This window comes from Amycolatopsis vancoresmycina (genome assembly GCF_000716785.1).
Lineage (GTDB): Bacteria > Actinomycetota > Actinomycetes > Mycobacteriales > Pseudonocardiaceae > Amycolatopsis > Amycolatopsis vancoresmycina.
Genome location: NZ_JNYY01000006.1, coordinates 595,990 through 614,522, shown reverse-complemented (window position 1 = coordinate 614,522; position 18,533 = coordinate 595,990). Strand labels below are relative to the sequence as shown.

Below are 18,533 nucleotides of genomic sequence, written 5' to 3'. Positions count from 1 at the left end.
TGATCGGGGAACCTCGGAGCGTTGACGGCCGTCTTACGGTGGAAGGGACCACAGGGGAGGTGGCGTGGACGGGTACGCGGTGAAGGTCGACGAGCTGGGCAAGCTCATCGCCGACCTCGACACGGCGGCGGGCAAGATGACCGACGCCAACAAGAAGCTCGGCGGCGGTGGGGCGTTCGGGTCGCTGGGGACGGCGGAGCTGGGCCAGGCCGGCGTCGAGTTCGAAGAGGCGTGGGGCTTCGGCATCGGCCGCTTGGGCGACGCGGCTTCGGGCGTGACGGAGCGGCTGAAGGCGGCGAAGCAGAAGTACGAGCAGATCGAGGCTCAGTTCGGCGACCAGCTGGGCAGGTTCGGGTCGGCGGTGCTGGGAGACGGTGGTGAACCCCCTGGTGGGGTGAAGGGCAACCACCCGCGGATCGGGCCGCCGGCTGGCGGCCCAGTGGGCGGTGGCTACACCGGCGGCGTCCCGGGGATCGACGGCCTGGCTTCGAAGCCAGAGCCGGGCGAGGGGCCGGTGGGTGGCGGCGCGACCGGCGGCATCACCGACCTCCTGAACGGCCTCGACCGATGAGCGCCCGCGACTTCCCGGCCCTGGGCTTCGACCCCGCGCCGGGCGATCTCGACGGCATCACCGACCTGGCCGGCAAGTACCGCGAGGTGAGTGCGGACCTGACCGAGGCCGATGACTCGTTGCGCCGGATCGTCCGGAAGCAGGGCATCTGGCAGGGCGAGGCGAGCGAGGCATTCGCCCGGCGGATCGGTCCGCTGCCGGGCTACCTCGACGACGCGGCCAAGTCGATGGGCCAAGCCGCCGACGCGCTCGAAGGCTGGGCGCACAGCCTCGGTGACCTGCAGAAACGCGCGGCCGATCTGGAGGCCCGCGCGGAAGCGGCGGCTCGCGCGGCCGAGCAGGCGCGGGCGAACCCGGACCTCGCGCTGGCCAACCGGACGTTCCCGGACCAGCAGTCCCTGCAGATCGCCCAGCGCCTCCTGGACAACGCCGGTCAGCAGCTCCAGGCCGCTGTCGAAGGCTGCCAGAACGTCCAGGACGCGGCGAAGCAGCTTCAGCAGGAGCACACGGAAGCGGCGGCCCGGGTGGCGGAGCTGCTGCGGAAGGCGAAGGAGCTGGCCCCGGACGAGCCGGACGTCCTCGACCAGCTGAGCGACGCGATCGGCGGCGCCTTGGGTGACTTGACGAACACCCTCGCGGACGGGGTGGACGAAGCGTGGAACTTCGTCCAGGACCACGCCGAGCTGATCGCGAAGCTTTCGGACGTCGTGGGTGACATCGGCAACGGTCTCGGCGTCATGAGCGATTTCCTGCCGCCCCCGGCCGACGAAGTCGCGAGTGCCGTGGCCACTGGTCTGGGTCTCGGCGCGCTCGGCGGTCATGCTCTCGCCAAGTCGGCCGGAGCGGACGTGGCGCCGGAGACGTTGATCTTCGATGTGGCGGGCGCGGGCACCTCACTGGCCGGGCTGGTGCCCGGGGTTCCGGATGCCGCGATCAAGGTCGCCACCTACGGGATGCTCGCCGACCAGGCACTCGGTGAGCGGGTGGGCGGCAAGGACTTCGAGAGCCCTTGGGACGACTTCAAGAACTACTGGGTGCCCAAGGACTGGGGGCAGGCGGCTGTGGTCGCCGGCACGCTCGTCGCCGGGCCCGCGCCGTGGGCGGTCGTGGCGATGGGGAATGCGGCCGATGCAGGGGTGCAGGCCGACAACGCGCCGGAGCGGCAGCGGGAGCGTGCGGAAGACGAGGTGTGGAACTGATGCCGCTGCAGATCGATCTCCCTCCCGGGTTCTCGGGTATGCCCGTCGGGACCGACGACATGATGAACCGCGGCCACGCCTGGACCATGGCCGGGAACCTGGCGGGCGGTGCCGGGAAGTCCGTCGAAGAGTTCGGCAGCTACCTGATGGCCCTGGTTCCGACCATGCAGGCGAACGGCATCCGGGTGTTCGGCAAGTTCGCGGTCGGCCGGCGCAGGGGAGACGTCGCGACTCTGACGCTGGGCGTGGTGCAGTGGCCGGACCCAGCGCCCGGCAGCCGGGACGCCCTGGTCGCAGCCATGGCCGAGGAGTACCGGGGCCGCCACAAGGGGGCGGTGGTGCAGCCGGTGCGGTTGCCCATCGGCCCGGCCGTCTTGGCCATCAGCGGTGGGGAGTTCCACCTGCCGGAACGAGACGTCCGCACCCAGATCAAGGCGGAGTACCAGATCCCCCTTCCGGACGGCCGGTCCGTGGTGATCCTCTCGGTCGTCGCGGAGTCCGACGACGCATGGCCCGCGGTGGCCGAGGCCACGGCGAAGGTCGCCTGGAGCCTCCGGGCTGGGGAAACGCCGTGATCAGCACGCTGGCAGCCGAATCACCGGCCATGCGTACGACCTTCCTCGTCTTGATGAGCGTCGTGGTCGCCGCAGGCCTGACGTTGACGATCGTCCGTGCCCTTCGTTCGACGAAGCCGCCCGAGGAGCAAATGGCGCGTCTGGCCGCACAGCTCGACGGCCGGAACAGGGTGTACATCCGGAAGATGGAGATCAGGTTGTCCCAGGAAGACCTGCTCCGGGTCGCGTACAGCCGGGGCTACTCGCTGATCGATCACCGGGTCGGGAAGTACTACGAGTTCGTGTACACGCCGTACCAGCCGGGGAGATTCGCATGACCGACAACACGCAGCTCATCGAGGAAATGCGCTGGCAGCTCAAGCAGATCGAGGACCGCAAGGCCGAGAACCGGCGCCTCCTCGACGGAATCACGGCCGGTAACCACACGACCGTCGTCTCGCCGGACCGGTCGGTCACCGTCCTGGCCGGACCGGGTGGGATCAGCGAAGTCCGGCTCGCGCCCGAAGCCATGCGGCTCGACGCCGGCACGCTGAGCCGGACCATCACCGCCGCCGTCCGGGAAGCCGTGGCCGCCGGGGGACGGCCGGCGATCGGGGCGCCGCAGGCGGCTCAGCCGCCCCGGCCACCGGCGCCGCAGCCTCGGCGAAGCAGACCGACCCCGGCCGACGACGAAGATCCCTACGACACCGTCTTCGACGTCTAGACCGGCGGCGGCTGCTCTCCCCGCTTGGCTGCCGCCCGCTTCGCGCGCCACCCCAACGCCAGGACCGCCTGCACCAGCTCCTGGTAGCTCGGCTTGACCTCCTCGAGGTACCGCTCCAGATACGCCGCCCGGGCCGTCGACACCGGGCGGGGGTCGTCGCCGGGTGGGAGCCACGTCAGGCCCTGGATGTTGTGCAGCGCCATCTTCCACCAGCGCGTCGCCCGCTCGGCCGCGCGGGCCTCGCGCTCGGTGGCCACCTCGATCGCGGCCGTCGCTGCCTCGATCTCCGCGTCGAGGGCCTCCACGCGGGCCAGTTCCCACTGGCGCAGGTTGTCCGCCGAGCCGCGGGACAGGGCGATGATCTCCTTGTACCGCATGGCCGCGGTCGCGCCGTCGTCGGTCATTGCACGTTCTCCGGACGCTGGAACGGGATGATCACTTCGGGCGCGCCGTGGGTGGTGCGGTCGAAGAACAACGCGCGGCCCGGGCGCGGCGACCAGTGCACCACCTGGCCCGCCGCGAACGGGGACAGCTCGTTGCCCTGGACGTCGAGCGCCGCCCACGTGCCGATGTCGTCGGTGCCCGCGAACCCCAGGGTGTCCTTGAGCCGGGCGATGCTGCGCCACCAGCCGATCGTGTGGATGCCGTGGCCCGGCCCCTGTTTCAGGACCACCCGCAGGTGGTCGAGGCCGCTCTTCAGCTGGCCGACCGCTTTCGCCTCCAGCGAAGGCAAAGCCGCGTCGACGCCGTACAGCAGCAGCACCTTCGCCCCGCCCGACATCGAGCCGGTGATCGACTCCAGGACACCGGTCAGGTCGTCCACGAGGGACGCTGCATGGCCCTCATCGCGCAGTCGCAGGGCCAGCTCCATCGCCGCGTCGGCGCACGCCTCGATCGGGCAGCTCAGGATGAACTCGACCTCGCCGGATTCGTACTGCCGGGACAGCGACCGCGCCGCCGAGTCCATGATGGATAGTGCCTCGGCCGTGGCCGAGCCGAGCACCGCGACGTTGCGGCCCGGCGCGCGCGGCAGGTCGACGCCGCACGCCGTCTCCGTCACGTCGATCGACTGGCCGAGCAGGGCCCGTGGCTTCGAGTTCGGCTTCAGGTCCAGGTACGCCGGGAACTGTTCCAGGATCGGCTGGTGCGCGCCGTCGAACAGGCGCGGCCGCGGGAAGTGGCCCGCATACTCCTCCCACAGCCGGTGCTGCAGCCGGACGAACACGTTCTTGCTGCTCGCGTCCGGGATGTGGGCCAGCTGGTTGCCGTGCGCGACGCCGGAATCGTGGTTGATCACCGAGTGCCACTTCGGCGCCGACACCGCCGCGTTGTTCGTCTCGGCCAGCACGCGCCGCGCCTTCGGCATCGCGATCCGCAGCGTGCACTGCTCGAACACGGCCGGCTTGCCCCAGAACGCCTCGATGCCGGCGACGTCCTGGCTGGCCAGCACCAGGTGGATGCCCTGCGACCGGCCGCGCCGCGCGATGTCCTCCAGCAGCTGGGTGGCCGTGGCCGTCACCTGGTCGCGGCCGGCGAACAGGTACTGGAACTCGTCGATCACCGCGACGATCCGCGGCCAGTGCCCGCCCGGGTCGGCCTCGCGCAGGTCGGCGAGGTTCGTCACCTCGTGCTCCTTCGCGGCCGCGGACCGGCGGCGCAGCTCGTCGGCGAGGAACCGCAGCAGCGCCAGGCCGAACTCGCGGTCGGTGTTGACGTTGACGCCGACCAGCCGCGCGTGCGGCAGCCAGCTCGCGTCCTTCCGGCCCGGCGCCAGGCCGGCGAACGAGACGCCTTCCTTGAAGTCCAGCAGGTACAGCGCCAGCTCCTCCGGTGTGTACCGCGCCGCGAGGCTGCCGAGCAGCGCGTAGAGGAAGTTCGTCTTGCCCGAGCCGGACGGGCCGCCGATCAGCGCGTGCGGGCTCGCGTCGCCGATCACGACCTCGACCGGCTCGCCTTCGAAGAACCCGACCGGGGCCCGCAGTTCCCGCGCCGAGCTCTCCCGGCCCAGCTCGGCAGGCAGCAGGTCGTCGAACGACCGCGGCCCGCCCTGCTTGGCGATCAGCGCCTTGGCGATCTTGTCGACCGCCCGGATCACCTGCGCGGACGGCATCGCGGGATCGAGGTCGACGACCAGGTCGGTGCCGGTCATGCTGCTGATCGCGTGCCGGTCGTCGACCAGGCTCAGCGTCTCGACCGGCGCGCTCACCGCGGTCGGCACGTCGACCATGAGCAGGCAGATGCCCGCGGCCAGCGCGCCGCTCGCGACGCGCTTGAGGTCGCGGGCGCGCTCGGGTTCGAGCGTCTCGCCGTTGCCGTAGAGCACGACGATGCGGTACGGCTCGCCCCGCTGCCCGGTCTGCCCGCGCATCTCGCGCAGCGACGTGAACCCGGCGGACATGCAGCTGGCGTGGATCCGGCGGATGTGCCCGGCGAGCTCGTCGAGGAGGTCTTCCAGCCGGCCCGGGTCGTACAGCGAGAGCGCGCTGGTCTGGCTGAGCGGGTAGAGGTCGGGCAGGATCGCGGTCAGCTGCCCGATGTCCCACAGGTGCACGCGCACCGCGCCGGGCTCGAACGTCGAGAGCACGCGGAGCAGCAGGTTCTGCACGATGCCGTCGATGACGGGCCGCGTCTTGGGCGCGGACGTGATCGCCAGGTGCGACTCGTCGAGCAGCGGGACGGCGACGTCGAAGGTGCGGGTGGCGTCGCTGCCGGCGGCCGTGGCGGAGCCGACGCGCCACAGCCCGGGCGACGTCAGCCCGGGGTTGTGCCCGACCGTGCCGAGCCAGTCACCCGGCGGCAGCCCGGCCGGGCCGGGTGCGTTCTGCGTGACCAGTTCCCGCAGCGACGCGGGACCCTGGCTCCAGTCGGTGTAGAAAGCGCTTCGCACGGTGCCGAGCGCGCCGAACACCTCGTGCGCGGCAGGGTGGCGGGCCCACTCGTTCTGCTGCTCGGTGCTGGCGTGGTTCAGGCCGACGCGGACGATGTCCTGCTCCAGCCGGAGTTTGGCGAGGTCGGCCTCCGCGGCCTGGCGCGCCCCGGCCGCCGCGCCCAGCACCAGTCCGATCTGATGGCGGACCCGGTCGAGGGCGGTTTCGACGCGGTTGCGTTGCTCGGCTGACTTGTTGGCCATCGGCGTCCCCAAGAAAAGGTGTCCCCTACAAGGATTACAGGCGCGACCGGTATCCGCTCACCAGATCTTCGGCGGCGTGCAGGCGGACGAGGAGCTGGTCCAGCCCCTCGCCGGCCTGTGCGTACTGCGAAGGAAGCCAGGGATCGGCCTTGGCCTGGGCATCCACGAGAGCTTGCCGGGCTTCCCCGAGCAGGCTTGTGGCCCGTTCGGAGTGGGCGCGCGCGTCAGCGAGCCCGGTCACGGCAGCGGTGAGCAGCTGGTGGAGTTCGGCGAGCGTCATCCGGCTTACAGACGCGCCGAGTAGGAGTCGGCGGAGGAAATGCTGGCCTGGACGGTGCTCTGCAAGCCGTTGATGCCTTGCAGGGCTTCCGCCAGGAGTCCGTGCGCCTGGCTCACTTCGTGCTGGCTGCTCCCTTGGGTCGCCTGTGCGAGCGACTGCTGGGCTTCTTCGAGAGACTGCGCTGCCTGCTGCAGGGCGGCGATGCTCGCGGACGCCTTCTCGTTGGCGAGCGCGATGCCAGCGCGGATCTCTTCGACTCCGGCCATCGGGCCTCTACTCCTCGAAATCTGGTGGTCGTACGGGGACGGATTCCATTGAAACAGATCCAGCGACTGAGCGTGATCATCAGACTTTGCCGAGTGATCGCGGGCCCGGAATCAGCAAGGCCCCGGACGTGGGAACGTCCGGGGCCGGGCCGATCACGGTCCGTGCGGGGGTGTCCCGCCACCGGTACCGCACACTGAAGTCGCTGGCCAGCGCTACCCCAGGTCAGAGCGGTTTTCGTGCCACTACTGGCCTTTCTCGACAGGGGCGGGCGAGGCGACGCTGAGACTAGCGCGACCGGAGTAACGGCCTGCGTTCAGCCCTGTTCGTAACTCCGCGTACAGGCAAAGAATTCCCCGGCACCGAAGGCATTTCATGTTCCATTCGGCCGAAAGCGCCGGGCGAAGGTGTCGCGGACATACCGACGGTGGGTCGAGGGGACCGGGCCGGGCGGTGGGGACGAAGGGGAGCAAAGCGACAAAACGCCAGGCGGCCTGTGGTAGTCGGCTCGAACGCAGGCGGATGATGTCGGCAGGGGGGCCAGCCGTGGTGACCAGGATCACCATGCGCTCGCCGCCGTGGTTCGGCTGGAGGTCAGGCGCCGGCTGTGCGCGCCCTGGTCACGTACGACCACGTCGAGCAGAGTGCGGGATCCGAGCGGCGACCAGTCTGTCGGTCGGCAGGATTTCGGCATCCTTCAAGGGGCGCAGGTCGCCATGAATGATCCGGTGTTCGCGTTCTGCGACCTCGATGACTTCTTCGGTGCGTGAGTTGATCAGCTGCCAGCTGATCCCGTAGGTGTAGACGTCGACGAAGTCTTCCAGCGAGTAGTAGGTGAAGTCGAGAAGTTCCTGAACTGTCGTCGTCTCGTTGACGAGCATCTCCGCGACCACGTTTTTGCCTGGCACGATGTTGTCGATCTCGATGTGAACGACGTTGTTCCTGATGGCATTGGCGACATTGTCGATGATCACATCCTGTGCGGGCGTGTCCGCCCCTAGCTTCGAGAGATCCTCCTTCAGGGAATTGGCAGCCGATCGGATGATCGACTCGGCGACTTGGACTTCTCTCCGGGTGCGTCGGGTCATCGCCTCTGTGTACTCGGCCACTGTTGTTCCGGCGGCGAAGTCCGCCGGTGCGTAGAGAACCTCGGGCTTGCACCAGAGTAGGACGAAGAAGCCGATTGCCGTGAGAATCGGAAACCCGGTGGCGAATACGGTGAGCAGACCTTGGACCCAGCCTGAGGCTTGCAGAAGAACGACGGTTACGACGGTCTCGGAGAGACCGAGGAACAAAGAAATCACCCAGAGGGGACTGCGGACACCCGGTCCGCCCCGAGTTGTCATGTCGACCTCGATCCACCGTGTCCCGGGATATACAATCGAAGTCGTCGGGCGCGGCCTGGTCGTTACGACTCGAAAGTGTATGGTGTTCTCGCGACCGCTTACCGGGAGCGACTATTCTCCGCTGATATTCGCGGTTGCTCGCATGGCACGGCCACGGCCCTGCCGGATCGGCGGGCTGCTCCGGGCGCCGCCGGACGACCAGAACTGGGACCAAGACGGAAACGCCGGGTGTCCCGAAGCGGGGCACCCGGCGTTTGCCTGGTTACTGCGGCGGAGGATACAGGATTCGAACCTGCGAGGGCGTGAACCCAACACGCTTTCCAAGCGTGCGCCTTAGGCCGCTCGGCCAATCCTCCGCAGGAGACGATACCGGATGGCTCCGGCCGCTTCGGAAGGTGGGTCAGCTCGTGACGTCGGCGACCACGCAGGTGATGTTGTCCGGGCCGCCGCCTTCGTTGGCCAGGCGGATCAGCTCCGGGATCACCTCCGCCGGCTCCGCGCCGGCCGCCAGGACGTCTCGCAGGGTTGCTTCGGAGACCGGGCCGCTCAGTCCGTCCGAACAGAGCAGGTAGCGGTCGCCCGGCTTGGCCTTGAACGTCCAGATGTCCGGGTCGCCCGAGCCCGTCGTCTGCAACGCCTTCATCAGCAGTGATCGGCGGGGGTGCTTCTCGGCGTCCTCCGCCGCGACACGGCCGTCCTCGACCAGGGCCTGAACCAGCGTGTGGTCGCGGGTCAGGCGGCGCAGGCCGCCGTCGCGCAGGAGGTAGCCGCGGGAGTCGCCGATGTGGGCCGCCGCGAACTCGATGCCGTCGAACAGCAGGGCCGTCAGCGTCGTGCCCATGCCTTCGGTCGTCGGCTCCTGCGACGCCACCTCGAGCAGGCGCTCGGCGATCGACTTGACCACGCCGGACAGCGTCGCCGCCAGGTCGACGCTGGTCAGGTCCATCCGGCGCAGGTCGACCTCGAGCTCGCGCAGCACGTCGACCGCCGTCGCGCTGGCGACCTCGCCGTGCGGCTGACCGCCGATGCCGTCGGCGACGGCCAGCAGGCGGGAACTCGCGTAGACCGAGTCCTCGTTGATCCGGCGTCGCTGCCCGACGTCCGACCCGGCGGCGTACCGCAGGACGTACCGATCTTCTGTCATGCCCCCATGAAAGCATTGGTTGACTGAGTTCACAAGCAACTCGGCTGAATGGACCATCCTCCGATACAGTCCTCGCCATGGACGACGACGCCACGGTCAGCGCGGCCGACATCGCGCGGCTCGCCGGGGTCGGCCGGGCCGCGGTCAGCAACTGGCGCCGCCGTTACCCGGACTTCCCGCAGCCGGTCGGCGGGACGGCGTCGAGCCCGTTGTTCGGCCTGTCCGCCGTCGCCGGCTGGTTCCGCGCCCGCGGCAAGAAGTTCGAGCTGAGCGCCGGCGAACGCGCGTGGCAGCGCCTGCGCGCCCTCGGCGACGACCTCGACCTCGCCGAGCGCGTCAGCCGCGCCGGGGTCTTCCTCGCCTTCCAGGCGGGCATCTCCGACACCTTCGACCGCGCGCTCGACGACCCGGAGCTGCTCACGCTGCTCAGCGAGCTGACGCACCAGGCGGGCCCGGTCGAAGGGTTCGAACTGTTGTGCCGCAGGTACTTCGAGGCCCACTCGCGGCGGCTGTCGGCCACGCCGGAGCCGGTCGCCGAGCTGATGGCCCGGCTGGCCGGCCCGGTGTCGACGATCCTCGACCCCGCGTGCGGCTTCGGCGCGCTCGCGCTGGCGAGCGGCGCGAAAACCGTGCTGGGGCAGGACAGCGACCCGATGACGGCGTCGATCGCCGCCCTGCGCCTGAAGCTGCGCGGCATCGAGGCCGAGGTCTACGCGGTCGACGCGCTGCGTGAAGACGCCTTCGCCGGCCGGACCGCCGAAGCCGTGTTGTGCGATCCGCCGTTCAACGAACGCGCCTGGGGGCACGACGAGCTGGTCGGCGACGAGCGCTGGGAGTACGGCCTGCCCCCGCGCGGCGAGCCCGAGCTCGCCTGGGTGCAGCACTGCCTCGCCCACGTCGAACCCGGCGGCACGGTGGCGATCCTGATGCCGGGCGCCGCGGCCGGGCGGCGCGGCGGGAAACGCATCCGCGGCAACCTGCTGCGCGCTGGCGCCATCCGCGCCGTCGTGACGCTGGCGCCGGCGGGGCCCGACCTGTGGCTGCTGAACCGGCTGGCCCCCGGCGAGCGCCCGCCGTCCACCGTGCTGCTCGCCGAGGCGGGCGACGATCTGTCCACAGTGGAAGACCACTGGCGGGACTTCCTCGCGCGCCCCGAAACCGGTGTCCGGATCATCGACCTGCTCGACGACGACGTCGACCTGACGCCGGCCCGCCGCCGCGCCAGGGACGAGGACCCCGGGCAGGCGTTCTTGGCCGTGCGGGCCCGGTTCGCCGAGCTGATCCCGCAGCTGCCGCCGCTCGAACCGGCGGACGACGAGCCGGCGTTCACGACGATCGGCGAGCTGGTGAAGGCCGGCGTGGTCGAGGTCAGGTACGCGGGGGTGCGCGCGGACGCCGACCACCCGCTCGCCGAAGAAGGCGACGTCGTCGCGTCGGTGACCGGCATCGCGTACGTCCACAGTGGACCAACGCGGCCGGTGGGGGCCGGGCTCACCGTGTACCGCGTCGACCCCGCCCGCCTCGACGCGGCCTTCCTGGCCGGCTGCCTGCGCGCGGCCGACCTGCCCGCCACCTCCGCGTCCACGCGGATCGACGGCAGGCGCGTGCGGATCCCGCGCGTCCCGCTCGCTGTCCAGCGCGAGTACGGCCGGGTCTTCCGGCGGCTCGCCGAGTTCGACGAAGTCCTGCGCGAGGCGGCGGAAATCGGCCGTGACCTGGTCCGGCTAGGCTTCGCGGGACTTGTCGAAGGACGGCTCGAGCCGGGCCACTAGGGGAACGGATGCTGATCGCCGACCGCTACGAGCTCGACGAGCTGCCCCTCGGCCGCGGCGGGATGGGTGCGGTGCACGGCGGGTACGACCGACGGCTGGGCCGCCGCGTGGCGATCAAGCTGCTCAGGCTGCCGGGCCGCGACGAAGAGCTCGAAGCCCGCTTCGCGCGCGAAGCTCGCATCCTCGCCACGCTCGACCACCCCGGCGTCCCGACGCTGTACGACTACGGCACCCACGACGACCGGTTGTTCCAGGTCATGCAGTTCGTCGAGGGCGTGACGGTGGCCGACCTGCTGGCCGAGCACGGGCCGCTGCCGGTGCCGTGGGCCGCGGCGATCGCGGCGCAGGCGTGCGCGGTGCTGACCGCCGCGCACGCGCTCGCCGTCTGCCACCGCGACCTCAAGCCGTCCAACCTGATGCTCGGGCCCGACGGCGGCGTGAAGGTGATGGACTTCGGGCTGGCCGTCCTCCGCGAAGCCGACGCGGCGCAGTTCACCCGCGCCGGCCAGCTGCTGGGAACGCCGTCGTACATGGCACCGGAGCAGATCCAGCGCGGCGGCGCCGAACCGCGCAGCGACCTCTACGCGCTCGGGTGCGTGCTGCACGAGATGCTCACCGGGCGGCGGCTCTTCGACGGGCCCACGGCGTACGCGGTCTTCGAGCGGCAGGTCAAGGAGCTGCCGCCGCCGGTGGCCGGGATCCCGAAACCGCTCAACCGGCTGCTCGCCGAGATGCTGGCGAAGGACCCCGAAGCCCGGCCCGCCGGGGCCGCCGTGCTGTACGAGCGGCTCGGCGCGTTCGTCGGCGGGCTGCCGCCGCTGCCGGGGTTCCTGGTGCCGCCGTCGGTGCCCAGCCCCGGCCGGATGTACGCGCGGATGCTGGGCCGGGTCAGCGGCTGAGCGCCGGACGCCGTTCGGCGAGCGGCAGGCCGCGACGCTGGATGCGGCGGTAGGTCGTCGCGTTCTGCACCGCGATGCTCACGCCCAGGCTGAGCGCGACCGACGCCGACGTCAGCGGGCCCGCCACGCCCAGTGCGGTACCCAGCGCAACCATCCCGATCCGGACGGCAACAGTCAGCACCCACAGCCCGATCGTGACGGCCGAGCCCTTCTGGAACGTCGTGCCACCGCGCGCGGTGAGGGTGGTCGTGGTGCTGCGCAGCACGCCGAGCCCGGCGAGCACCATCAGGTCGGCGGCAAGCAGGCCCAGTTCGTCCGCGGAGGCACCGGGCAGGGCTTTCAGCGTCAGGTATCCGCCCACCGCGACGAGCAGCAGCGGCATTGTCAGCAGGGTCCGGCGGTTCAGCAGCGTGCCGCGGATCTGCTGGTAGACGACCTTGTAGAGAACGAGGCCGGCGATGGCGACGTAGAGCAGGACGTTGGCGGCGCTGGGCATGGCGGGCTCCCCCCGGTTCGATGGTCCACCCAGCTTCGGCCGGCGCCGGCCCGGGCGCGTCGGCCCGCGGACCGGGCCCGGGTGGATCCCCGGCTCCACCCGCGGGTTGACCGCCGCTGACCGAATCGTGACCTTCGCCGACGAACCTCGACCGGGTGAACGCCGTCTTTACCGGTGTCCAAAGGCGATGATCGAGACAGCTGGGGGTACCGGATCGTGAAGAGGCTTCTGGCGGGAGCGGCCGCGCTGGCCACCGCGTTCGTGCTGGCCGCCTGCTCCGGCGGGGGCACGGCACCCGGGGCGAACGCGGGCGGCGGGGCCGTCGCGGCGGGCACCGGCGGCGGGGCGCCGACCACCTCCAGCACCACCGCGGCGCCGACCACGACCACGGCCGCGCCGACGACGACCACGCCGGCTTCCACCACGCCGAAGCCGACGCCGACCAGCACCTCGGCCAAGCCGAAGCCCAAGCCGACCCCGACGCCCAAGCCGCAGCCGCAGCCGGACCCGGGTGTCCCGTGCGCGGCGGCCGCCGCGGCCTCGGGCACCGCCGCCTGCGTCGACCTCTCGGCGCACAAGGCGTGGATCCTGCAGGGCGGCAACGTCGTCTACGGTCCGGTGCCGATGCTGCCGGGCCGCAAGAGCAACCCGACGCCGACGGGCACGTTCCACGTGTACTCGAAGGAGAAGATGCACCTGTCGAAGGAATTCGACAACGCGGAGATGCCGAACTCGGTCTTCTTCTACCCGGGCGACGCCTTCCACCAGGGCAGCCTTTCGGTGTACTCGCACGGCTGCATCCACCTCTCGGCGGGCGCGTCGCTGAAGTTCTTCAACACGCTGCACATCGGCGACGTCGTGCAGGTTGTTCCGTAACGACGTCCGATCGATCACGGACCGTAGGTCACGGTCGGGTAAAATCCACCCGCCGACTGCAACTGGCCCCCCTTCCCCCGCGATAGATGATCGCTTGGGAAGGGGGGCCAGATGGCCTTGCGAAAACTTCGCGCACGACGCCACATACTGGTGGCGGCGGTTCTGACGGGGGCGCTGCTGCCGGTCGTGTCCACGGGGGTGGCGTCGGCGGCGACCCTGCCGCAGGGGTTCGTCCTGCAGGACACCGCCACGGGTCTGGGGGACGACCCGCTGACCGACTTCGCGTACCTGCCGGACAACTCGACGTTCGTCATCGGCAAGAACGGCACCGTCCGCTGGCTGCCGGTCGACGGCGCCGGCCGGACGCTCACGACGCTCCCGGTCCGCACCAACGAGGACCTCGGGCTGGTCGGGCTCGCGGTCGCGCCGGACTACGCGACGTCGCACAACATCTACCTGACGCGCTCGATCAACGTCGGCAGCGGCTTCGTCATGCGGCTGGCGCGGTTCACGGTGACCGTGGACGCGGCGGGCGCGCCGAGCGGGCTGAGCGGCGAGAAGACGCTGTTCGAGGTGCCGGGCATCTCCAACGTCCACGGCATCGACGGCGTCGTCGCGGCCGCGGACGGCACGCTCTGGCTGTCGATCGGTGACAACGGCGACTTCCGGAAGGTCGACCCGGGCGCACTCCGCGCCCAGGACATCACCAGCCCGAACGGCAAGATCCTGCACCTGACCGCCGACGGCAACGGCGTGCCGGGGAACCCGTACTACGACGGCACGAACCCCGGTTCGACCGCGAGCAAGGTGTTCGCGCGCGGCTTCCGCAACCCGTTCCGGTTCAGCATCGACCCGAACCTCGGCCTGCCGGTCGCCGGTGACGTCGGCTGGAACACCTGGGAAGAGGTCAACGTCGTGCAGCGCGGCTCCAACCAGGGCTGGCCGTGCTGGGAGGGGAACAACCCGACGTCCGGCTACAGCACGCTCGCGCAGTGCACCGGCGTGGCGAACCAGCCGCCGATCTACGCCTACCAGCACGGCAGCGGCGTCATGCAGGGCAACAGCGTCACCGGCGGCATCGTCTACAACGGATCCAGCTACCCGGCGTCCTACCGCGGTTCGTTCTTCTTCGGCGACTACGTGACGAACAAGATCTGGACCCTGCGCTACGACGACCAGGGCAAGCTCACGCAGGCCCCGGAGAACCCGCCGGTCTTCACCGGCATCGGCGGCCCGGTCAAGTTCGCCGCGGCGCCGAACGGCGACATCGTCTACGCCGACATCCTCTCCGGCAGCCTGCGGCGGCTGAGCTACCCGGGCGGCAACACCGCGCCGGTCGCGAAGGCCACGACGACGACCGACCCGGACACCCGCACGGTGTCGTTCGACGGCTCCCCGTCGGTCGACTACGACAACGACGCGCTGAAGTACGACTGGGACTTCGGCGACGGCAACGTCGTGACCGACGCCGGCCCGAAGGTGACCCACCCGTACGCGGCGGGCACCGAGGCGTTCACCGCGACGCTGACCGTCCGGGACCCACTGGGCGCCACCGGTTCGGCGACCATCGCGGTCGCGCCCGGCAACCACACCCCGGAGCTCACGCTGACCACGCCCCGGAACGACGCCACGTTCGCGGTGGACCAGCAGGTCGCGCTGAGCGCCAGCGCGACCGACGCCGAGGACGGTTCGCTGCCGGTCACCTGGACCACGGCGGTGCGGCACTGCCCGAGCGAGGCGACCTGCCACGCGCACCCGGGCGTCGGCGGCACCGGGGCGACCTTCTCGCAGCCGTTCACCGAGCACCCGGACTCCCGGATGGAGTTCACCGCGACGGTGACCGACAGCGCGGGCGTCACCACGTCCCGGACGTACACCGCGATGCCGCGCCAGCACCGGATCACCCTGCTCAGCACGCAGCCCGCGGCGCTGAGCATCCCGGTGGAGGGCGGGGTCAGCTCGGCGATGGTCACCGAGGGCGCGTCCTTCGACGTCGAAGCCGCGCCGCTGGGCATCGACGGTGTCTCGAAGTTCACCGGCTGGCAGGGCGGCCCGTCGGACACGACGTGGGTCGTCACCGTCGGCACGAGCGACCTGACGCTGACGGCGAACTACGCGACCCCGATCGACCAGCGCTACGACAGCGACCCGGCGTTGCGGGCGAAGCTCGGCCTGCCGACGGCGTTCGAGGTCACCGACGGCCCGGTCCACTACCGCGCCTACATGAACGGCCGGCTGTACTGGAGCCCCGTCGGCGGCACGGTGTACGTCAGCGGCCCGGTGCTGGACAAGTACCTCGCCGTCGGCGGGTCCAACGCGTTCGGCCCGCCGACGTCCGACACCGCCACGACGCCGGACGGGGTGGCGCAGTACAACCACTTCAACAACAACGGCAACGTGGGTTCGATCTACTACACGTCCGCGACGGGCGCGCACACGATCTACGGTGAGATCCGGAAGAAGTGGGCGGCGCTGGACTACGAGCGTGGCCTCGGCTACCCGACGACCGACGAGCTCGGCACGCCGGACGGGGTCGGCCGCTACAACCACTTCATCAAGGGTGGCAACGTCGGCTCGATCTACTACACGTCCGCGACCGGCGCGCACGCCATCTACGGTGAGATCCGGAAGAAGTGGGCGGCGCTGGACTACGAGCGTGGCCTGGGCTACCCGGCCACCGACGAGCTCGGCACGCCGGACGGCCGCGGCCGGTACAACCACTTCAGCCTCGGCGGCTCGATCTACTACACCGTGGCGACCGGCGCGCACATGGTGAAGGGCGAGATCCGGAAGCGGTGGGCGGCCCTCGGGTGGGAGTACTCCTACCTGCACTACCCGCGGACGGACGAGTACGTGACGAACGGGGTGTACCGCAGCGACTTCGAAGGCGGCTACATCACGTTCACCCTCGCCACCGGGGCGGTCGACCGCCCCTGGTGAGGCTGAGCAGCACCGACGCGGGCCGGTTCCTTCCGGGAGCCGGCCCGCGTTCGTGTCAGAGGTCCGCGGGTGTGGTCCCGGCCGCCGTCAGCGGCAGGCCGAGGGCGACGCGCTCGGTGAGCCACGGGCTCGGCCGGTAGCGGGGGTCGCCGGTGGCCGCCGTCAGGCCGCGCAGGATGCGCAGCACGACGTCGCCGCCGACGAGGTCGCCCCAGGCCAGCGGGCCGCGCGGGTAGCCGAGGCCGAGGCGGACCGCCGTGTCGATGTCCGGCGGCGTGGCCAGGTGCTGGCCCGCGATGAAGCACGCCGTGTTGACGATCGACGCCAGCAGCCGCTGCGCGATCGGGGCCGGCCCGTCGCGGACGACCGTGACGGGCCGTCCGGTGGCGGCCAGCGCGCCCCAGGCGGCGCGGCCCGCCGCCGGGTCGAGTCCGGGGTGGACGGACATGGTCAGGCGGCGTTCGTAACCCCCGAGCGGGTCGACGCCGGCGACGCGGGCGGGCGGCAGCCCGGCGCGGACCGCGGCGTCCACTGTGGACTCGCCGTAGAGCGGGACGAGCAGGACGGCGTCGGGGTAGGCGTCCGGCACCACCTGCACGCCGGCCGCGGACAGCACCCGGGCGAGGTGCTCGTCGGCGGCGAACACCGGGCTCGACGGCTTCGGCGGGGCCGCCGGTTCGTCGGCGACCTGCTGCTTGCCGTCGGCGTAGGAGTAGAAGCCCTCGCCGTTCTTGCGCCCGAACAACCCGGCGGCCACGCGCGGCCGGGTCAGCCACGACGGCCGCAGCCGCGGGTCGCCGTGGAAGCCGGTCCAGATGCTTTCGAGGACGGCGTGCGAGACGTCGAGGCCGGTGAGGTCGAGCAGCTCGAACGGGCCGAGCTTCAGGCCGAGCACGTCCCGGGCGATGCGGTCGACGTCGGCCGGCCCGGCCAGCGCCTCGGCGAGGATCTGCAGCGCCTCGGTGTTCAGGCCGCGGCCGGCGTGGTTGACCAGGAAGCCGGGCGCGTCCTTCGCCAGCACCGGCTCGTGGCCCCAGCTCCGGACCAGCTCGAGCGCCTGGCCGGGCAGCCAGTCGTGCGTGCGCGCGCCCGGCACGACCTCGACCAGCCGCATCAGCGGCACCGGGTTGAAGAAGTGCAGGCCGACCAGCCGGCCGGGGTCGGCCAGCTCGGCGGCGATTTCGGTGACCGACAGCGAACTCGTGTTCGTCGCGAAGATCGTCTCCTGTGGACAGACGCGCTCGAGGCCGGCGAAGAGGGCGCGTTTCGTCGCGAGGTCTTCCCGGACGGCTTCGACCACGAGGTCGACGCCGTCGGCGGGGGCGTCGGGCGCGTCCACCGGGACCAGCCGGTCCTTCACCGCCTGCGGCTCGCCGGTGAGCTTGCCCTTGGCGGCGAGCTTGTCGATCATGCCGCCGACGTACTCGATCGCTTCGGCGACGGCCTCGCGCCGGACGTCGGCCAGCTCGACGGTCACTCCCGCGGTCGCGGCCAGCTGGACGATCCCGCGGCCCATCACCCCGGTGCCGATCACCCGGATCCTGCCGACCTTCCCGGCCCACCCCGTCACGTCGCGCCGCCTTCCGCCGTTGGACTTCCCGCCTCAGCGCCTCAGCCTAGAGGCCGACGAACTCCGCCATCCGCCTCGCCGAGTGGGCGAAGAACGCGTCGGCCGGGTCGACGCTGCCGACGTACTGGCCGAACAGGTCGAAGCTGATCGCGCCGAACAGCTGGGTCCACGCCATGAGCAGCCGGGACACGGTTTCGGGGCCGGCGATGATCCCGAGGGCCTTCGTGAGCGTCTCGGCCTGGGCGCGCAGTTCGGGCGGGACTTCGCCCTCGGCCCGCAGCTTGGTGTTCGTGAGCGTCTTGACCAGGGCGAGCGCGACGCGGGACGCGGGCACGACGGTGTCCTGCGGGGCCGCGTACCCGGGGATCGGCGAGCCGTAGATCAGCGCGTACTCGTGGGGGTGCGAGCGGGCCCAGTCGCGGGTGCCCTGCCAGATCGCCAGCCACCGCTCGCGGGGGTCGCCGGTGCCCGGGTCCGCCCGCTCGGCCGCTTCGCCGATCGCGTTGTAGGCGTCGACGATCAGGTCGGTCAGCAGCCGGTCGCGGCTCGGGAAGTACCGGTAGATCGCGGACGACACCATGCCCAGTTCCCGGGCCACCGCGCGCAGCGACAGCCCGTGCGCGCCCACTTCGGCGAGCTGGCGGCGGGCCTCGTCCTTGATCTCCTGGGTCAGTTCGGCGCGGGCACGTTCGCGTGCGGTGCGGGAGGTGGTCATGCGGATCAGTGTGCCACGACGAGAGCGGTGCGCACAAAAGAGAGCAGTGCTCT

General features: G+C 71.1%; 18 protein-coding genes and 1 tRNA gene. 9 read left to right on the top strand and 10 right to left on the bottom strand.

Translation table 11 applies throughout. From position 1 onward, the window contains the following. The first annotated feature begins 64 nt into the window (after nucleotides 1-64). Genes OO60_RS17960 through OO60_RS17940 form a run of 5 tightly spaced genes read left to right on the top strand, consistent with a single transcriptional unit; the run spans nucleotide 65 to nucleotide 3,048 of the window. Nucleotides 65-571, top strand: a complete 507-nt coding sequence (locus tag OO60_RS17960; protein WP_003056148.1) for a hypothetical protein — start codon at nucleotides 65-67, stop codon at nucleotides 569-571. Beyond that, a complete protein-coding gene (locus tag OO60_RS17955) occupies nucleotides 568-1,770 on the top strand; it encodes a putative T7SS-secreted protein (RefSeq protein ID WP_003056151.1) in 1,203 nt (400 codons plus the stop codon). Before OO60_RS17960 ends, OO60_RS17955 begins: the two co-directional genes overlap by 4 nt. After that, complete coding sequence (locus OO60_RS17950; RefSeq protein ID WP_240490565.1) at nucleotides 1,770-2,345, top strand: hypothetical protein; 576 nt, start codon at nucleotides 1,770-1,772, stop codon at nucleotides 2,343-2,345. The genes OO60_RS17955 and OO60_RS17950 overlap by 1 nt, the downstream gene beginning before the upstream one ends. Further along, on the top strand, nucleotides 2,342-2,662 hold the full coding sequence (locus OO60_RS17945; protein ID WP_003056156.1) for a hypothetical protein: 321 nt from the start codon (nucleotides 2,342-2,344) through the stop codon (nucleotides 2,660-2,662). The genes OO60_RS17950 and OO60_RS17945 overlap by 4 nt, the downstream gene beginning before the upstream one ends. Then, nucleotides 2,659-3,048 carry a hypothetical protein gene (locus OO60_RS17940; RefSeq protein WP_003056160.1) on the top strand — a complete coding sequence of 130 codons (390 nt, stop codon included), beginning with the start codon at nucleotides 2,659-2,661 and terminating at the stop codon, nucleotides 3,046-3,048. The genes OO60_RS17945 and OO60_RS17940 overlap by 4 nt, the downstream gene beginning before the upstream one ends. Here OO60_RS17940 and OO60_RS17935 read toward each other — a convergent pair. The 7 genes from OO60_RS17935 to OO60_RS17905 all read right to left on the bottom strand — a co-directional run bounded on the left by OO60_RS17935 (nucleotide 3,045) and on the right by OO60_RS17905 (nucleotide 9,212). Further along, the gene (locus OO60_RS17935) at nucleotides 3,045-3,452 is read right to left on the bottom strand and encodes a hypothetical protein (RefSeq protein ID WP_003056161.1); all 408 of its coding nucleotides are present in this window, start codon (nucleotides 3,450-3,452) and stop codon (nucleotides 3,045-3,047) included. The two genes, OO60_RS17940 and OO60_RS17935, sit on opposite strands and share 4 nt — an antisense overlap. After that, a complete protein-coding gene (locus tag OO60_RS17930; RefSeq protein ID WP_003056164.1) occupies nucleotides 3,449-6,178 on the bottom strand; it encodes an FtsK/SpoIIIE domain-containing protein in 2,730 nt (909 codons plus the stop codon). Before OO60_RS17930 ends, OO60_RS17935 begins: the two co-directional genes overlap by 4 nt. Before the next feature lie 34 nt (nucleotides 6,179-6,212). Beyond that, complete coding sequence (locus tag OO60_RS17925; protein WP_003056173.1) at nucleotides 6,213-6,458, bottom strand: hypothetical protein; 246 nt, start codon at nucleotides 6,456-6,458, stop codon at nucleotides 6,213-6,215. Between the two features lie 5 nt (nucleotides 6,459-6,463). Next, entirely contained in the window at nucleotides 6,464-6,724 is a 261-nt protein-coding gene (locus OO60_RS17920; protein ID WP_003056176.1) for a hypothetical protein, read from the bottom strand. A 618-nt stretch (nucleotides 6,725-7,342) separates the two neighbouring features. Then, nucleotides 7,343-8,026, bottom strand: a complete 684-nt coding sequence (locus OO60_RS17915; RefSeq protein WP_003056179.1) for a hypothetical protein — start codon at nucleotides 8,024-8,026, stop codon at nucleotides 7,343-7,345. A 313-nt stretch (nucleotides 8,027-8,339) separates the two neighbouring features. Further along, nucleotides 8,340-8,424, bottom strand: a tRNA-Ser gene (locus OO60_RS17910). Between the two features lie 44 nt (nucleotides 8,425-8,468). After that, complete coding sequence (locus tag OO60_RS17905; RefSeq protein ID WP_003056181.1) at nucleotides 8,469-9,212, bottom strand: PP2C family protein-serine/threonine phosphatase; 744 nt, start codon at nucleotides 9,210-9,212, stop codon at nucleotides 8,469-8,471. Nucleotides 9,213-9,289: 77 nt separating this feature from the next. On the opposite strand from OO60_RS17905, the gene OO60_RS17900 reads away from it, so the two are divergent. Together OO60_RS17900 and OO60_RS17895 are read left to right on the top strand one after the other, a co-directional pair. Continuing rightward, complete coding sequence (locus OO60_RS17900; RefSeq protein ID WP_003056184.1) at nucleotides 9,290-10,984, top strand: HsdM family class I SAM-dependent methyltransferase; 1,695 nt, start codon at nucleotides 9,290-9,292, stop codon at nucleotides 10,982-10,984. 8 nt (nucleotides 10,985-10,992) lie between these two features. Then, nucleotides 10,993-11,883 carry a serine/threonine-protein kinase gene (locus OO60_RS17895; protein WP_003056187.1) on the top strand — a complete coding sequence of 297 codons (891 nt, stop codon included), beginning with the start codon at nucleotides 10,993-10,995 and terminating at the stop codon, nucleotides 11,881-11,883. Here OO60_RS17895 and OO60_RS17890 read toward each other — a convergent pair. After that, nucleotides 11,873-12,379 (bottom strand): hypothetical protein, encoded by a 507-nt coding sequence (locus OO60_RS17890; RefSeq protein ID WP_003056190.1) that lies wholly within the window; start codon nucleotides 12,377-12,379, stop codon nucleotides 11,873-11,875. The two genes, OO60_RS17895 and OO60_RS17890, sit on opposite strands and share 11 nt — an antisense overlap. Before the next feature lie 216 nt (nucleotides 12,380-12,595). Between OO60_RS17890 and OO60_RS17885 the strand changes: the two genes are divergently transcribed. Together OO60_RS17885 and OO60_RS17880 are read left to right on the top strand one after the other, a co-directional pair. After that, nucleotides 12,596-13,255 (top strand): L,D-transpeptidase, encoded by a 660-nt coding sequence (locus tag OO60_RS17885; RefSeq protein ID WP_033261689.1) that lies wholly within the window; start codon nucleotides 12,596-12,598, stop codon nucleotides 13,253-13,255. Between the two features lie 111 nt (nucleotides 13,256-13,366). After that, nucleotides 13,367-16,195 (top strand): PQQ-dependent sugar dehydrogenase, encoded by a 2,829-nt coding sequence (locus tag OO60_RS17880; protein WP_033261688.1) that lies wholly within the window; start codon nucleotides 13,367-13,369, stop codon nucleotides 16,193-16,195. 55 nt (nucleotides 16,196-16,250) lie between these two features. Here the strand turns inward: OO60_RS17880 and OO60_RS17875 are convergent, their stop codons facing one another. Together OO60_RS17875 and OO60_RS17870 are read right to left on the bottom strand one after the other, a co-directional pair. Next, nucleotides 16,251-17,765, bottom strand: coding sequence for a 3-hydroxyacyl-CoA dehydrogenase (locus OO60_RS17875; RefSeq protein WP_033261687.1), 1,515 nt, complete (start codon nucleotides 17,763-17,765; stop codon nucleotides 16,251-16,253). A gap of 46 nt (nucleotides 17,766-17,811) precedes the next feature. Beyond that, nucleotides 17,812-18,480, bottom strand: a complete 669-nt coding sequence (locus tag OO60_RS17870) for a TetR/AcrR family transcriptional regulator (protein ID WP_033261686.1) — start codon at nucleotides 18,478-18,480, stop codon at nucleotides 17,812-17,814. Between the last annotated feature and the right edge of the window lie 53 nt (nucleotides 18,481-18,533).

What these genes read in the sequence shown, in the direction of transcription:
- OO60_RS17900 (WP_003056184.1), top strand. Translation starts at nt 9,290, where the DNA reads ATGGACGACGACGCCACGGTCAGCGCGGCCGACATCGCGCGGCTCGCC.
- OO60_RS17870 (WP_033261686.1), bottom strand. Translation starts at nt 18,480, where the DNA reads ATGACCACCTCCCGCACCGCACGCGAACGTGCCCGCGCCGAACTGACC.
- OO60_RS17940 (WP_003056160.1), top strand. Translation starts at nt 2,659, where the DNA reads ATGACCGACAACACGCAGCTCATCGAGGAAATGCGCTGGCAGCTCAAG.
- OO60_RS17880 (WP_033261688.1), top strand. Translation starts at nt 13,367, where the DNA reads ATGGCCTTGCGAAAACTTCGCGCACGACGCCACATACTGGTGGCGGCG.
- OO60_RS17895 (WP_003056187.1), top strand. Translation starts at nt 10,993, where the DNA reads ATGCTGATCGCCGACCGCTACGAGCTCGACGAGCTGCCCCTCGGCCGC.
- OO60_RS17925 (WP_003056173.1), bottom strand. Translation starts at nt 6,458, where the DNA reads ATGACGCTCGCCGAACTCCACCAGCTGCTCACCGCTGCCGTGACCGGG.
- OO60_RS17905 (WP_003056181.1), bottom strand. Translation starts at nt 9,212, where the DNA reads ATGACAGAAGATCGGTACGTCCTGCGGTACGCCGCCGGGTCGGACGTC.
- OO60_RS17935 (WP_003056161.1), bottom strand. Translation starts at nt 3,452, where the DNA reads ATGACCGACGACGGCGCGACCGCGGCCATGCGGTACAAGGAGATCATC.
- OO60_RS17955 (WP_003056151.1), top strand. Translation starts at nt 568, where the DNA reads ATGAGCGCCCGCGACTTCCCGGCCCTGGGCTTCGACCCCGCGCCGGGC.
- OO60_RS17890 (WP_003056190.1), bottom strand. Translation starts at nt 12,379, where the DNA reads ATGCCCAGCGCCGCCAACGTCCTGCTCTACGTCGCCATCGCCGGCCTC.
- OO60_RS17930 (WP_003056164.1), bottom strand. Translation starts at nt 6,178, where the DNA reads ATGGCCAACAAGTCAGCCGAGCAACGCAACCGCGTCGAAACCGCCCTC.
- OO60_RS17920 (WP_003056176.1), bottom strand. Translation starts at nt 6,724, where the DNA reads ATGGCCGGAGTCGAAGAGATCCGCGCTGGCATCGCGCTCGCCAACGAG.
- OO60_RS17950 (WP_240490565.1), top strand. Translation starts at nt 1,770, where the DNA reads ATGCCGCTGCAGATCGATCTCCCTCCCGGGTTCTCGGGTATGCCCGTC.